Raw genomic sequence first — 15,779 nt, 5'->3', positions numbered from 1 at the left:
TCCCCGGGAAACATTGAGAATCAGGCCTATTCAAATATCATTATTTATCCTATTCGTATTAGGAGTATTATTTGGACTTATGTTTTTAAGTCAAAAAGGAGGAGTTCAAAAAACTCAAACACAAGATGATGGGTTCTCGTATGAAGGGGTTTCGGTTAAATACCCTACATATACTACATTTTTGGGATTAGAAAAAGACTCATCACTTACAAGGCAAGATATTCTAGAGGTTACTCAGATTGTAACTCCTCTGGATATCGAAACCGATGAAAGTAAAAAAGATATTGCCTTAACAGAGGAAATCAAAAAGCTTCCTGACTTCTCAAAAATTGATACAACTCGCATTGTTAGGATCAAATATCCCGAGAGTAACCCCGATTTTGCAGATGAGTTGAGAGAAAAACTATCTTCCAGATCGTGTAGAATTATACATTATGGTGATTCTCAGATCGAAGGAGATCGTATTACAGGATATCTTCGTAACAGGCTTCAGGGGATGTATGGGGGTAGCGGTCCCGGGTTTCTTCCTGTGTTACCTGTGTATAATCAAATAAGTGCTATTATAGAACCAAGCGAAAATTGGCAACGTTATGCACTTTTTGATCCAACCCAAAAAAAGTTTTCACAGCGAAAATATGGTGCATATCTTTCTGCTTCTCGTTTTACAGCATATCAAAAAGAGCTTCCGGATAGTACTATGGTTGATTCTTTACCAATCATCAAAGCTTCTGTAAAAATAGGGAAGTCTAAGAAAGCATATGCAAAATTCAGGTATTTTACCAATATTGGTTTGCATTATGGTAATTGTAACTTTCCGATCAAAGTATCGGTATATAATGGTGGAGTTTTAATTCAGCAAGACGATTTGATTGCAGATGGTAAATACCATCAATATAAAATAAGAACAGCGACTGCACCTACAGATCTTAAAATTGAACTGGAAGGCAAGGTGAGCGCAGATTTTTATGGATTAACGTTGGATGGAGGATCTAGAGTGCAAATTGATAATGTAGCGATGCGTGGTGCTTCGGGAACTGTTTTTACAAGCTCTAATGCGACTATCTATAGCCAGATGATGAGGCAATTAAGACCCAAAATTGTTATTATGCAATATGGGGGTAATACGATGCCATATCTCAAAGATTCTACCGATGTAACCAAGTATACTAAACGAATTGCCAGACAAATAAATTGGATTAGAAGACGAGCAAAAAATACCAACGTTTTATTTATAGGACCAACAGATATGTGTCTTCCGGTAAACGGTAAAATGGAAACCTACCCATTATTGCCGTATCTTAATGCTGAATTAATGAAAACTTGCCTGGAAAATAATGTAGCCTACTGGAGTATGTATGATGCTATGGGGGGAAAAGGAGCAATGAAATTATGGGTAGACGAAAAATTAACTGCCAAAGATTATATGCATTTTACCTGGAAAGGAACCAAAATAATTTCAGAACTATTTTTTACAGCCCTATACCTTGACCTCAAAGAACCTAATAACCATGATGACACGTAACAAATTATTCTTTTATGTATGGCTTTTAACATTGCCCTTGATGGCACAAACCTATGTTATAGATACCATACAAAATAAATACCCTTTTGTGAATTGGAAAGCCAATACCATAAAAATGGCAGAAAATTCACCGGCATTTAAAACACTTTTCCGCAAATTAGACACCATTGCAAAAGGTGGAAAAGAAGATTTGCACGTTTTTCATATCGGGGGATCTCATATACAAGCAGATATTTATTCGAATCGTCTGCGATCATACCTTCAGATGATGAGCCCCACTGCAAAAGGACAACGAGGGTTTATTTATCCGTTTAGTATTGCCAAAACGAATAATCCTGGTAATTATAGAGTAAAGTATGATGGCGAATGGAAAGGATATCGATGTTCGGTTCGAAAAGATAGTGTAGCCTGGGGATTATCGGGAGTAACAGCCGTTTTTAAAGACAGTATATCCAATGTGAAAATAATAGCGAATGGAAATAATTATCATGAAAAGATGTATGATTTTAATAAAATCAGAATTTTTTATGATAATTGGAGTGATGACTATGAAATATCTTTCAAACAAGATTCGCTAGTATCAGCAATTACAGAAAATAAAGAGGCACATTTTATAGAATATACATTACATAAAAGTGTTGAAGAAATTGAGTTTTGTATTCGCAAAATTAAAGATGAAGAAAAAGCCGAGTTTTTGATGATGGGTATCGAATTGATGAACGATAATAATGGAATTCAATATACTTCTATTGGGGTAAATGGAGGTAGTTTTTCGTATTATAAAAGATGTCGCTTTTTTGATGATCAGTTATTGCTCTACAAACCAGATTTATTTATAGTATCTATTGGTACCAATGATGCATATCACCCCGATTTTAATCCAGACGCATATAAAGCATACTATACAGATTTAATCAAATTAATACAAAAGGCTAATCCCGATTGTGCTGTATTACTTACTGTACCTAATGATTCGTATTATAAAAAGAAATTTCCAAACCCAAGAACCAGAATTGCTCAAAAGATTATCTATGAAGTGGCAAAAGAGCAAAAAATGGCAGTTTGGGATTTTTATGAAATTATGGGAGGTTTTAATTCTTCAAAAGATTGGTATGCAAATAAACTAATGCCTAGAGATCGTATTCATTTTACGGTTATGGGATATCGTATAAAAGCAGATCTTTTGTTACAGGCACTAGCGCATTCATGGGAAAACGAATTGCAATTAGAGCCAAACTCTATTTTGAATCAGGTAATTAATGAATAGACTTATTGACATATTTTCTTTTTCAGAAGATTTTCCGTTGATCTTTACACAAGCGAACTTCTGGATTTTCTTTGCAGTAATATATTTTATTTATGCTATAGTGTATAGCAAAAAAAATCTGCGAAGCGCTTATCTCTTTGCTATAAGTCTACTTTTTTATTATAAAACCAGTGGTCTTTTTATAGGTATTTTACTATTTAGTACGGTCAATGATTTCTTTTTAGGTAGAGCTATTTATAAAAGTAGATCGGTGCTACTTCAAAAAACATTGGTTGCTATAAGTGTGATTATTAACCTGGGAACACTTTGTTATTTTAAGTATGCTTATTTCTTTACAGAATCATATAATTTCCTTTTTCAGACCGATTACGAAGTTATTAATTACCTAGCGCAATGGACTAATACCTGGAGCGGGGTGGATTACTTTACAGTAGATAAGATTATTCTTCCTGTAGGGATTTCTTTTTACACATTTCAAACGATTAGTTACAGTGTAGATATTTATAGAAAACAAATCAAACCTTTAACATCTATTATTGATTTTGGATTTTTTGTTAGTTTTTTCCCGCAGTTGGTTGCTGGGCCAATAGTACGGGCTGCTGATTTTGTCCCTCAGATCAGAAAAGAAATTACGATTACCAAAAAAGAATTTGGCCAGGCAACTTTTATGATTTTAAAGGGCTTGATCAAAAAAATGTTATTTGCCGATTATATTGCAGCCAATTTTATGGATCGGGTATTTGATGTTCCCGAGATGTTTTCTGGTTTTACCAATATCATGGCGATGTTTGGATATTCACTACAAATCTATGGTGATTTTTCTGGGTATACCGATATTGCTATTGGGTTGGCACTGCTTATGGGCTATAAACTACCGGTTAATTTTAATTCACCGTATAAAGCGATTCACTGTGGCGATTTCTGGAGACGTTGGCATATTTCGCTATCCAGCTGGCTTAAAGATTATTTATATATACCTATTGGAGGTAATCGTAATGGCTCTATTTTTTCCTACACATTTATACTGATTTTTACATTTTTAGGAGTTTTTGCGATATCTGATTATTCGATAGCGCTGTTGGCTGCTTCGGGAATTGGTGCTATGCTTATTATTACATTGTTCTCACCCAGATTGGCCTGGCATTTTAATAGAAATGTTAATATTATGATTACCATGTTGGTCGGTGGATTATGGCATGGTGCCTCATGGAAATTTGTGATCTGGGGCGGACTTAATGGTATCGGAATTGTAGCATACAAATATTGGCGTAAAATAAGCCCGTACGCAGAATCTAAGGCCTGGTATGTCTTGCTATGGAGAATTGCACTGACTTTTGTGTTTATTACCTTTACCCGTATCTATTTTAGAGGAAACAGTATGGATCATATTGATCGCTTTTATCAGCAAGTGATCACTAATATGGATTGGCAGAATGCCCTGGCTGTATTGTGGGAGTATCGTATTGTATTTATTGTTATGCTTTTGGGATATGTTACCCACTGGTTACCGTATCGCACCAAAGGTTGGATAGAAAACGCATTTATTAAAAGCAATATGGTTATTAAAGCTGTAGTGGTGATAGCTGTAGCAATTGTCTGCTACCAAACTTATGCAGCCGATTTTCAACCTTTTATTTATTTCCAGTTTTAGACAGTGAAGTGTTAGAGTAGAGGAAGGATTTGAGTTTTTATTCCTATATTCTTTGAATTATTACTCGTACCCAGCACAGAAAGCATTTCTGTGCTATCATATCCAAGCGATCAAATTGTTTTTTTTCATATCAATTTAATGGTTGATGTAAAGCAATTCTATTTCCTTCACTATCTTCAAATTCTGCAACAAAACCCAGGTCTCCATTTGATGTTTTTGGATACAACATTTGTCCACCACTTTCAATTGCAATTTTTAAGGTCTTGTCTATGTTTTCTGTATTGAAATAAATTACAACTCCGTTATGTGTTGGTTTGTAGATTTCTCCTTTTGCTAATGCTCCCGAAATTCCGATGTTTTCTTCTACAAATGGAAACAAAGCCATTTCATTTTTATCAATAATTTCTTTTTCAAAAGTGAAGTTAAATACAGATTTGTAAAAACTAATAGCCCTATCAATATCTGTAACTGGGATTTCAAAATAAACAACTGGATTACATTTCTTTGTCATCTCATTATTTTATAATTGGTTAACGATATTTTTTGATTTATCGTAACAAGAGGTTATTATTAGTACAAAAGTAATATATAGAATAGTGCTATCTGGTCTTTTTTATATAATATATACTTAGATCTTAAACCTCTAATTTTTTGATATTTTGTATTACAAAATATCAAAAAAATCCACAATACTAATGCTGTGGATTTAGTATAATTTATTTCTTACTCATATCGCTCACTCATCATCGCCACTAGCCAAGAGGCATAGCGGGAGCGATCAATTACACGCTAGGAGCAGTGGGGGAATCATATTTTCCAAATTGCATACTTAAAACAAGTCTATTATGTACAATATCCGCAGGATACAAAGAATCTATTTCATACAAAAATTCATTCCCATCCTTTAGGTAGTACTTAAAAACTCTTGTTTTTCCTTCTGCTATTTGGCCATTTTTAGAAAAATATTTCTTATCATTTTTAGAAAAGTCAGAATACTTCATTTCATATTTAATATTGTCATAAATACTAAATAATGAGTTAGTTGTGGCTAAAACATAATTACCGTTGTCTAATTGACATTCTAAAACAGGTAATTCCATAGATAGTAACTTAAACCCATGATTATTTCTAAATAACTTTATATCTGTATAGAAGACTCTTGTATGCAAATTATCATTATTTGTCTTTAGGTTTTCTAAATCTCCATAAAGCTCCTCGAATTTTTTAATAATTCGTTCATATCTATATAAATTATCCATTATTTCTTAAGTGTTTTTGTTCTTGTTAACAGAGTTGATCCATTAACAGTTTTAGTATTTATATTATATCCGGCTTTTATATATTCTGTTGCTGCTTTAGCTGCAGCTGCTTCATTAATAACAATACCTACAACGGTAATACTTGACATTCCATTTTCCTCGCTCCCGCTAGCGTCTCGCTAGTGGCACTACAGTTTAGATAACGCAAAAAATATCAATCTCTACACTGTATTATAGTTATCCTAATAATTTTTTACACTACTATATTTACAATACACCATAGCGAAGCTAACAAAATATAATCCAGATGTATTATAAAGTTTATAATTCCTGCTCATCTTGCTAAAATATAATAGTACAGTTTCAAAAAATGAAACTAGAATATTGTAATTCTAATAAAAACCAGTTACATTATTGTAACTGGTTTTTCTAATTTTTGTATTCTTACCCACCAATCTTTGACGCCACTAGCGAGACGCTAGCGGGAGCGGGGCGATCAATTACACGCTAGGAGCAGCAGGGGTAATCAGTTTTAAAAACATGCTTTTTCTCAAAAGCACCAGTTTGGGACATTACCTATGTTACTTTTTTAAATATTATTAATCTTGCGTAAAAAGTTTAATAAATGATACTTCATTTTTTGATAAATCAGTATCAATTTGATTTAATCCTTTTCCTGTAAAAATAAAACTAAACGTAATTTTATCTTTTTGTTTAAGATAAAACTGGTTTATTTCTTTAGACGAACTATTGTTATCACAAACAGCTATAAAATTCTGTTTGTCTATTTGATCTAGTTTTTCAGAGACTATTTCAAATTTAAGGTTACTAATTTCTTTTACATCTCCTTTATCATCCTTTATAAAAAACTTGTCATTCTTAAAATAAATTATTCTACTATTAACCTTATAATCATATCCTTGAATTACTTTTATATGTAGTATTTGTAATTCATAATTGGAATTAGAAAAACTTTTAACTAAACTAGTTGTAGATTCGTTAATTTCTTTTGGAAGCTTATAAGAGTCAGCCTTTGTCACATAACAATCTGATTTCATTTTTTTAATAACCTCTTTTTTAGAAGAAGCACAAGAAATCAGAATAATTAACAAAACCAAAAACCTATTTTTTATCAGTTTTACTCTTAGATTTTTTATAATAATCATAATTCTTTTTTATTACATTAATAACTTTGGACTTTATATCATACTGTCCGAAGTTAAAAGACTCAACTCCTATAGTATATGTTGCTCTTAAAGGTATTTTAACTCCTCTAGAATTACTAACCTCTCCTCTTATTATATTTTCTACATGTGAAGCATTAGATTCGTTAATTTCTTTATTTTGATTGCTTGCGTCCAATGATTTTTGAGTAATTGCTCTAGGGCTATCGTTAAGTATGTTTATATCAGCTTCAATAGGGCTACTTGAACCATTATCATCATCAACTACATGAGATAACTCATGGGCTATAACAAATTCATTCCCTTGATCTCCATCTGATTCTTGATTTAAATCTATATTGACATTAGTATCATTCCCTGTTTCTCTATTCTTAGCTCCAACTCGTTCAACACTTGAACCTTTACCGCGATTAAAACTTATAGAGTGGGTGTTTTTAGATTTTTTAAGCGTTTTAAAATTCTGTTTATGAGTCTTAGAATCTCTGCTTAACCTTCTGTTTGTACGTTTGAATTCCCTTCTAGCTTGTCTAAATTCCTTACGACTTTGTCCTTCCTGTCTAACATATTTAACACGCATCCCATCAGGGTCAAAAAGCTGTACAGGATTATTAAAAACATAACCATAAGGATTCATTCCATAATAAACTTCTGCTAAAGGATCAATATTCATCCAACGCCCTAAAGATGCATCATAATTCCTAGCTCCATAATCCATCCAATCCAACCCTAGTTCTTCCTGCTCTTCTTTCCCTACAAAACCATAATTATGATTTCTCCCTCGTAGTGTAGTATTATATCCAGAATGAGTCATCCCAAAGGGGTAGTAGTTCTTCTCCTGTACAATTTCACTTTGCGTTATAGTACCATTTTTATCCGCATCTTTGTATGAGAGTCTGATATTCCCTAAATGGTCTTTAAACTGATAGACATACTTATATCCATCGGCTTCATGTTCTACGATTCCTTCCGCATGGTTAAAGAATTCTAACACACCATTCTTATACACATAATTACTGGCATATTCTGTTATTGATGAACTTCCCTCTGTGGTAATCTTTTTTAATTTTACCCCAGTGGCGTCGTAAATATAGGTAATATTTCCGGTATGCGAAGTATTAATTACAGTTACTGTTTTAGGGAGATTTAAATGATTATAAGTAATGCTGGTAATCCCCTTGTTTTGATCCAAAATCATATTACCATTGGCATCATAGGCATAATCATCACCGGTTGTGTTGCTATCGATAAACCCCTTGGTTTTATCTCCCGCATCGGTAACTTTTAATAATGTATTCCCTACTTCGTTATGGCTGTAGTTATAAGTAAGCAAATCAAAAGCAGAACCTTTACGTTTTAGAGATGTAATATTACCATTCTTATCATAAGATACTCCTGCCAAGCTATTAGCATCTGTATTTATCGCACTTGTTAGCCGGTTAAGGGCATCATATTGGTATCCATATCCTCTTTTGGTATTGTCATTTGCTGTTTTCCAGGTGGTTTCACTAATGTTACCATTATACAAAGCCGTTGCTCCCAGGTTTTCTGTAGTGGTGTTGTAATTAATCCCAAAAGCAAAGAGCTTGTTGCCTAGAGCTATATCGGGATCATTGATCTTAGTAAGCCAACCACGTACATTATAGGTATAATCAACCTCTTGTAATCCCCCTCCTGTTTCTTTACGTTCTAATTGCCCTAAAGCATCGTAAGTATTTTCAACAATAGTTTCTTCCTGATTTCCTATAGTTTGAGTTTGTTTTGTTAATCTACCAACATGATCGTATTCAAAACGATCTACAGTAACAATTTCAGCATTATTGCCTTTCTTGTGTCTAGTAGTAGTTTCTTCTACCTTACCTACAAAATCCAGTTTGGTTTCTACAATATCAGTGGTATTAAGATATTCATTTTTACTGGCTATATAGATAGACCTTGCTTTTTTATCATAATAAGTAACCGTGGTAATCCAATCGTTAGTTTCTAACACCCGTACTTTGCTTCCCGTAGGTAGTGTTTTGGTTCGATCAGAGGTAGTTTCGGCATATACCGTTCCTGGGTCGTTCAATCCTGCAATATCAAAAGTATAATCATCATAATAATTGATCGTATATACTTTATATAATCCCCTGTTTGGATACGTATTCAAACTATAATATGATGATGTTCCTGCAATAGCTATAGGAGCAGTAATTCTAGCTTCGTAAAGTGGATCAGTCGAAGCATTAGCTCTGCCCTGTAATACCTTTCTGGTACTTCCGTTGATTATTGATCCTGTATATACTACTCTTCCAAACGCATCATATTTGGTAAATAGCCATTGATCCCAGGGTTTACCAGAATTCTCTTGTCTTAAACTGGCATCCTGAGTAAGAATAGGCTGGTCTAGTTTATTATACACAATATACTCCCAATCCTTACCAGGGATTTTCTTCTCGATAAGCCTATTGCGATTATCATATCGGTATTGATAGCATAATTCTGAAAGCTCAATATCTGATACATCATCATTTGTAGTTACCTTAGGTGGGATAACGTATGATAGATTCCCGAAATCATCATATACATAATACGTATCATGCGCCTCGACTGCACTCGATGCCCCTGTTGCTGAGCCTGTTGAAGCAAAGGTTCTTTTTAAGACAATTCTACCTTGTTTATCCTTGTACTCTTTGGTAGTATGTAGATTCCCATCTGCAGAAGTCCAGTTTTCATCTTTGGTAATGGTGATATACAACTTATTGGGAGTATAAAAACCATCCTGTACCAGATTAGGGTCTTCTGTATTTCCTGGATTTGCGAAGTTTACTCTAAAATACACTACTTCATCTGCTACATTGGTACTCCAATCAAATTTGATCGTATGATCTGTATCACTAGTACGATCTGCTTTCCAGGCTGTACCTGGGGCTCCCTGTTCTAGCACCCTATTAAGAGGTGACTTCTCAAAAATACTATGTGAATACGCATTAAAATCATTATGATTAGCATCTATTCCGACAAAATCATCTGCATAGGTAGTTTTATAATACGAGTTGATATCAGCATTTACATTTACATCTTTATAACTCCCCACCGTAGTATTAGTTTCAAAAGGCAGGTATTGTTTGTCTTGTCGACCATAATCATCATATGCTACATGAGTTACAATATCGTTTTCATCTGGTGATACAGCTATAGAACGTTGCTGTAAGGGCCTTCCTAATCCATCAAAATAGGTAACACTTTCGATAACCTCTTTATTATATTTGATTTGGCTGGGTGATGACATTTCTTCTTGATATACCCTGGTAAATACATAATTTTCATCAGATAAGGTTAACAGGTGAGGAGTTATTATACATCCCAGTCGTTCTCCATAAACTCCAGGGCATCTATCCTGATTATTTAAGATATACCCCGAAGGTTGCACACTGTAATACACTCCATCATTGGGGTCACCAAATCCATCATTATCGGCATCATTATAAAAATACTGTGGCTGAATATTGGTTATATTTATGGTAGTATCATCATAATCATCGTCATTGGTTACATATCCAGATGGTTGTGTACATTGTTGTTTGGTTATGTTTTTATCCCCCCAGGTATCTCCATCACTATCAGCATACCAAATCGTATTGGGATGAATTGAAGCGTCATTATCATTGCAATCACCCAGTGGCCTTACTGTTAAGCTATATCCACTACCAGGGTTAGTACATTGGGTTTTCTTATTGCTAGCAAAACCATCCCCATCACTATTCTTATACCAAACGGTATTAGGATGTATTGAAGCGTTATTGTCATTACAATCTCCTAATGGTTTTACCGTTAAGCTATATCCACTTCCGGGGTTAGTACATTGGATTTTTTTATCGCTGGCAAAACCATCTCCATCGCTATTCTTATACCAAACCGTATTAGGATGTATCGCTGCATTCCCGTCATTACAATCTCCTCCTTGTAGGATGTATTCGGCGTATTTAGGTTCATTAGGTCTTGAACAACCAATGTAATAGATATCATTACCTCCCCAACCATCGCCATCGCCATCATATGACCATCTTGTATTAGGATGTAGGCTTCCATTAGTATCATTACAATCATCAGGATTATTGGCATATCCTGAAGGTGGATTACTTGCAGAACTACAACTGGTAATAACTCCACTACTCACTCCATACCCGTCACCATCATTATCACGATAAAAGGTTCTTGGTCGTATTGAAGCATTACTGTCGTTACAATCCCCACTTTTATCTACATAATTGCCCGAAGGCTTATAGCATTGTCTTTTAGCGACCGAGTTACTACCCCAACCATCCCCGTCATTGTCTATATACCACGCTTTATTGGGATTAATAAGTGGATCGCTGTCATTACAGTCATCCCCATTAGTTACATACCCAGGATGGTTACCCCCATCATCAAAAATTGTAAGATTTGGATTTCCATAACCATCGGCATCGGCATCACGGAACAATAATCCATCTCCACCTCCGAATTGTGCGACGCCTATAAATCCTATAAACATTGCTATTGTACATATATATATCTGTTTTGTGGTCATCATCCTTAGTTTTTGTAGTTATACTTGTTTTCAGAAACTAGATTTCCTTCTGCATTCTTTATAAATTCTAATCGGTTAAAAGCATCATAATGATACGTCATCAGATATCCTTTAGGATCAGTGATACTGGTAATACCAATCAACGGATCATAGGTATAAGATGCTACCTGTGCAGCTTTGAAATAGGGATGTTCCCTTAGTTGATCAAACAATTCCCTGATTGAAGTTTCAGCAGCTTCAGAATTTTCAGTAGTACTTGCCGTTTTGATCTGGTTGATAAGATCAACAATAGCTGTCGGCATATCGGTATAGGTCGTATTTTCGATCTTGGCTATAGGGTAGGTATCATTATATCCCCAGATATAGATGATGTGAGTACCATTTGCTTGCGATACTTCTAATGGATTTCCTTTATCATCATATTTGTAGTATACAATCCGATTCTCAGGAACATTATTATTTTTTTTACTTTGTATATATTCAGGAAGCACCAAGCCGGGCCACTTGTTGTCATTATAAAGGGTTTGAATCACTGTTTTTGAACTACCTTTTGTGGTTTCTACACGAATAGGCTCTGTTAATCGATGTTGATCGATAAGTTTTTGTTCTGCTTGTGTAGGGTTTGTAATATCAAGAGGATATATTGTTTTTTGTACCACTTTATTGTTATCACTACCTTCTGTCTCTACACGGGTTAGCTGTAAATGATTTATGTTATCATAATAATAGCGATCACGTTGTGTATAGTTTGCTGGGGAAAAATAGTTTTTTGTAGTCGTAATTGGTTTTACCCAAGAACTTGTAATATGATATGTAGACCAACTAAATTGGGTATTGGGACCATTAGGAGGAGATCCGGGGATTCTTCCTCCTATAATAGATAACCCACTGATTACACTATCAAATCGATAGCTCTCTGATGAATTATTGATAAAACTATAGTCAAAGTCGTACTCCTTAATTTCTTCATATACTTTAGTATTTGTATGGTCATACATTGTAGTACTGAGTAACAACCCTCGTTTCCAGTCGAAGGAAGTAATAGGAGTAGGGGTTTGTAGTCCAGAGTTTATAATGTCACTATCATTGGTAAATGTATATACCGTTTTACCGTTCTCATTGTTATTATGCTTACTCGTGGTTACTGTGGTATACCCTACAGAATTTCCTGAAGCAGTGGCTATAGGATAGATAGAAGAATAATGTATAGATAGGTAAGTACAAGCTCCTAAAGTTGCATCGGGATTAGGTTCTGTAATCACATAAGAAAATATAGGTTTCCCCTGGATAATACCGCTGGATCGAGTGGAGTTTTCCTGAGTATATGCATATTGAGTTTCTTCTGTTTTAATACCATCATAATTTTTTAGCTTTTTAATACGAAGTCCACCAGCCAGGACGTTTGTATTTGCCCCTACAATCTCATTTTCTACCCAACTCATGGTTGCTTTACAATTACAGGTATCTCCCAAATACTCGAATCTTATAGTATAACTACCGGGATCCAATCCAAAATTGTATTCTCCAGCCTCTCTTATAAAAGAAACCTGTTCATTATTACTGTTAAAGACTTTAAAGGAACAGGCATCATCGAATACAGTTTCTGTATTTTCGCATGTATTGTCTACCTTAAGTTTGATTCCTTCATACTTTTCCAGAATGGTAAAAGGAAAATTCTGACTTGAATTATAATTAGAACCATTCGCCCAAGCAATTAGAGTACTACCTATGTTATATTCATTTTTTCCTGTGGATGAAAAATATTGATTGGATTCATATTCAAATTCAGAATACCCCCCTGTAGGATATACAATACGTCGTAGTGCGCCAGCTTTTGCATATTCAGGATAGACCTCACGATCACCTCCTAGCAGAAGTTGTCCTCCATAAAATGTAGTAGGGTATAAAGGTTGACTACCTTGTCCATTATAATATCCCCAATAATCTTGTGAATTACTAAAACGTCTGGGTAGTTTTATACTCTCATTATACAAAAACTGATGTTTTTTATCAGCATTTATTTCTTCAAGCGCTATGAGTTTTAGACGGTAGTCATCTGCATTTGTAGAACTATTTTGTGCTTTAAAATAATCATATTGTAATTCAAAACTTTTTGCCTCATTTCCTAAAAAATCCTTTATGATTACTTTACGTAGGGCATGATTTCCTGGAAGGTCTTTTCTTATGTTACTACCTGCAATAGGGTAATTGGTATCGTCTGAGTATATAAAATCTACGGTCCCATTACTAAAAGAAATCTTCTCTAATACAGCTTCTGTATGATGTATGGTTTTCTGACAGCCTTTATCTGCTTTGTTAGGGCATCCAAATTGATTTATATCTTTTATATATTTGGTAAATTCCCTGGAGTACATATATTGGTACTGAAATGTTCGATATGTAAAATTAATTTCTTCACCATCAGTAGTTCGTATTTTACGTAATTTCCAACTTGAGTTAAATTGATTCTCAATAACACCTAGAGATGCAGGACAAGTAGAGGTAACATAAGATTGATCTATTTGATCAAAAGTAAAAACAGTACCATTCTCATCTGTAATTTGAAATGTATTTATGCTTTCATTAGGAGTAATCTTTATGGCCTTCTGGGGAATTAAATGAAGGTTTTTGTCTTTGTCAAAAACAAACTTACCCGATGTATTTAAAAAAGTATAGGAGTAGATATCCGGTTGACTATCAGATTCGCCTTTTATAACAGAATTTGCATACAGATAATCACTATAATTGTTAGCCGAGTCATTGGGGTTAAATGTATTTAGATTAGGTTTGGTAAAGGTTCCTGTAAAATCAAGTAATCCACTTACGGTTCTAGAAATCATTCCTTCTGCTTGTAAACTCCACCCTAAACCTGTACGTGAAGCTTTTTCATCTACTTTGATTCCTCCCGCATGATACTTTAAACTAATAGGAACAGATACTCCTGTTCTGGTGGTGATTTCATACAATGGAATATTGATTTGCGGAATACCTGTATAGTATCCCACCGGAACATCTCCATATTTCTGAAAATTATGAACATCGGGAGCCGCAGGCACGATATTCGGTAAACTATAAGGTGTTTCTTCTATATTAGTTTGCGCTTTGGCACATAAACCAATAGAAAAAACAATTAAAAAAATAAGAGTGTTTTTCATAAAAGTAATTTTGTAGTGACTGATTTGGTTTTTTAATCATATTCCCAATGCAATATTAAAGCGCGCCAGTTTCATTTTTCGGGACTGAGAAAAAAATAATAGCTTTTTTTGAAGTCGATAGTCGAGAGGTTATAAGTGTTTGAATATCGGGATCAACTTCCTCTTTTACTTTTTAAATAATACTACTACCTTCGTGATTCATTAATCCATAATTCGTAATTCATTTGTTTCTACATACGCACCCATACGAACCGTTTTTCCCTAAAGGAGCTACCAAACTAATTGTAGGAACATTACCACCACCAAGGTTTACTACCGGAGAATTAAAAAAAGGAGATGTTAATTTTTGTTATGGTAGTATAAGTGGTTTGCTATGGCCTGTTTTGGATAGCATATTTGATTTGAGTTTAAAGTTTGAGACCACTCAAAAAGCAATAGATCAAAGAAAAGATTTCTTAACCTCTAGAGGAATAGGAGTTTGTGATATTGTACATAGTTGTGAGCGAGAAAAGATCGATGCATCAGATTTGGGAATGCAAAATAGTACGCTTAGGGATATCATATCATATTTAAAACAATACCCACAAATAGATACGTTGCTTTTTACTGGAGGCAATAGTAAAAATGGCCCAGAATATTTTTTTAGAAAACACCTAAAAGCATATGATTTTAAGTTAGAGTTGGTATCAAACGATATTCCCAGAATACATCGGTTTAGTTTAGAAGGCAGGATAATTAGTACAGTATCTCTTACCGCACCATCGGGAGCTGCCAATCGATCTATAGGGAGTTTACAGGAATATAAGGCTTTAAAAAAAGCAAACCCTAAATTCAATACTATTGATTTTAGGGTAATGCAATATCAAAAATATTTTTAATCCGGATTTAAACGTTATTCAGATTCTTCGTCGGCCTTCTTCTTTGTAGTCTTCTTTGCAGCTGGTTTGGCCTTTGGTTTTGACTCAGCTTTTGGTGTTGTCTCGGCTTTTGGTGTTGTCTCGGCTTTTGGTGCTGGCTCAGCTTTTGGTGCTGGCTCAGTTTTAGCTGATGTTTTAGGTTTTGGGGTTGATTTAGGTTTTGCTACTGCTGTTATAGCAGTTGATTTTTTACGACGTCTTAATCTTCCATACGTTCCCATAATGATTTTACCGCGACGTGTTTTTTTATCTCCTTTACCCATATATTAGATTTT

Annotated in this window: 11 protein-coding genes; 4 read left to right on the top strand and 7 right to left on the bottom strand. The window is 34.4% G+C overall.

Going from position 1 to position 15,779, the window contains the following annotated elements:
* Positions 1-13 precede the first annotated feature (13 nt).
* The 3 genes from NNH57_RS09460 to NNH57_RS09450 are packed head-to-tail and all read left to right on the top strand — an operon-like array spanning position 14 to position 4,440.
* Positions 14-1,522, top strand: a complete 1,509-nt coding sequence (locus NNH57_RS09460) for a GDSL-type esterase/lipase family protein (protein WP_132065828.1) — start codon at positions 14-16, stop codon at positions 1,520-1,522.
* On the top strand, positions 1,509-2,789 hold the full coding sequence (locus tag NNH57_RS09455; RefSeq protein WP_082994943.1) for a GDSL-type esterase/lipase family protein: 1,281 nt from the start codon (positions 1,509-1,511) through the stop codon (positions 2,787-2,789). The genes NNH57_RS09460 and NNH57_RS09455 overlap by 14 nt, the downstream gene beginning before the upstream one ends.
* Entirely contained in the window at positions 2,782-4,440 is a 1,659-nt protein-coding gene (locus NNH57_RS09450) for an MBOAT family O-acyltransferase (protein ID WP_108807771.1), read from the top strand. Before NNH57_RS09455 ends, NNH57_RS09450 begins: the two co-directional genes overlap by 8 nt.
* Before the next feature lie 130 nt (positions 4,441-4,570).
* Here the strand turns inward: NNH57_RS09450 and NNH57_RS09445 are convergent, their stop codons facing one another.
* The 6 genes from NNH57_RS09445 to NNH57_RS09420 all read right to left on the bottom strand — a co-directional run bounded on the left by NNH57_RS09445 (position 4,571) and on the right by NNH57_RS09420 (position 14,587).
* Positions 4,571-4,951 carry a VOC family protein gene (locus NNH57_RS09445; protein WP_074408854.1) on the bottom strand — a complete coding sequence of 127 codons (381 nt, stop codon included), beginning with the start codon at positions 4,949-4,951 and terminating at the stop codon, positions 4,571-4,573.
* A 271-nt stretch (positions 4,952-5,222) separates the two neighbouring features.
* Positions 5,223-5,699 carry a hypothetical protein gene (locus NNH57_RS09440; protein ID WP_108807772.1) on the bottom strand — a complete coding sequence of 159 codons (477 nt, stop codon included), beginning with the start codon at positions 5,697-5,699 and terminating at the stop codon, positions 5,223-5,225.
* Positions 5,699-5,848, bottom strand: a complete 150-nt coding sequence (locus tag NNH57_RS09435) for a hypothetical protein (protein WP_159099205.1) — start codon at positions 5,846-5,848, stop codon at positions 5,699-5,701. The genes NNH57_RS09440 and NNH57_RS09435 overlap by 1 nt, the downstream gene beginning before the upstream one ends.
* A gap of 450 nt (positions 5,849-6,298) precedes the next feature.
* A complete protein-coding gene (locus NNH57_RS09430) occupies positions 6,299-6,757 on the bottom strand; it encodes a hypothetical protein (RefSeq protein ID WP_132065826.1) in 459 nt (152 codons plus the stop codon).
* Between the two features lie 64 nt (positions 6,758-6,821).
* Positions 6,822-11,432 (bottom strand): DUF6443 domain-containing protein, encoded by a 4,611-nt coding sequence (locus tag NNH57_RS09425; protein WP_234423364.1) that lies wholly within the window; start codon positions 11,430-11,432, stop codon positions 6,822-6,824.
* Between the two features lie 5 nt (positions 11,433-11,437).
* On the bottom strand, positions 11,438-14,587 hold the full coding sequence (locus tag NNH57_RS09420; protein ID WP_108807774.1) for an RHS repeat domain-containing protein: 3,150 nt from the start codon (positions 14,585-14,587) through the stop codon (positions 11,438-11,440).
* Positions 14,588-14,811: 224 nt separating this feature from the next.
* Here NNH57_RS09420 and NNH57_RS09415 point away from each other — a divergent pair, with 224 nt between their 5' ends.
* Positions 14,812-15,465, top strand: coding sequence for a uracil-DNA glycosylase family protein (locus NNH57_RS09415; protein WP_108807775.1), 654 nt, complete (start codon positions 14,812-14,814; stop codon positions 15,463-15,465).
* A gap of 14 nt (positions 15,466-15,479) precedes the next feature.
* Here the strand turns inward: NNH57_RS09415 and NNH57_RS26510 are convergent, their stop codons facing one another.
* Positions 15,480-15,767 carry a 30S ribosomal protein THX gene (locus NNH57_RS26510; RefSeq protein WP_074408845.1) on the bottom strand — a complete coding sequence of 96 codons (288 nt, stop codon included), beginning with the start codon at positions 15,765-15,767 and terminating at the stop codon, positions 15,480-15,482.
* Positions 15,768-15,779: the final 12 nt, after the last annotated feature.

Source organism: Aquimarina spinulae, assembly GCF_943373825.1.
Lineage (GTDB): Bacteria > Bacteroidota > Bacteroidia > Flavobacteriales > Flavobacteriaceae > Aquimarina > Aquimarina spinulae.
The sequence above is the reverse complement of the archived record's forward strand: the minus strand, read 5'-3'. Positions and strand labels throughout refer to the sequence as shown.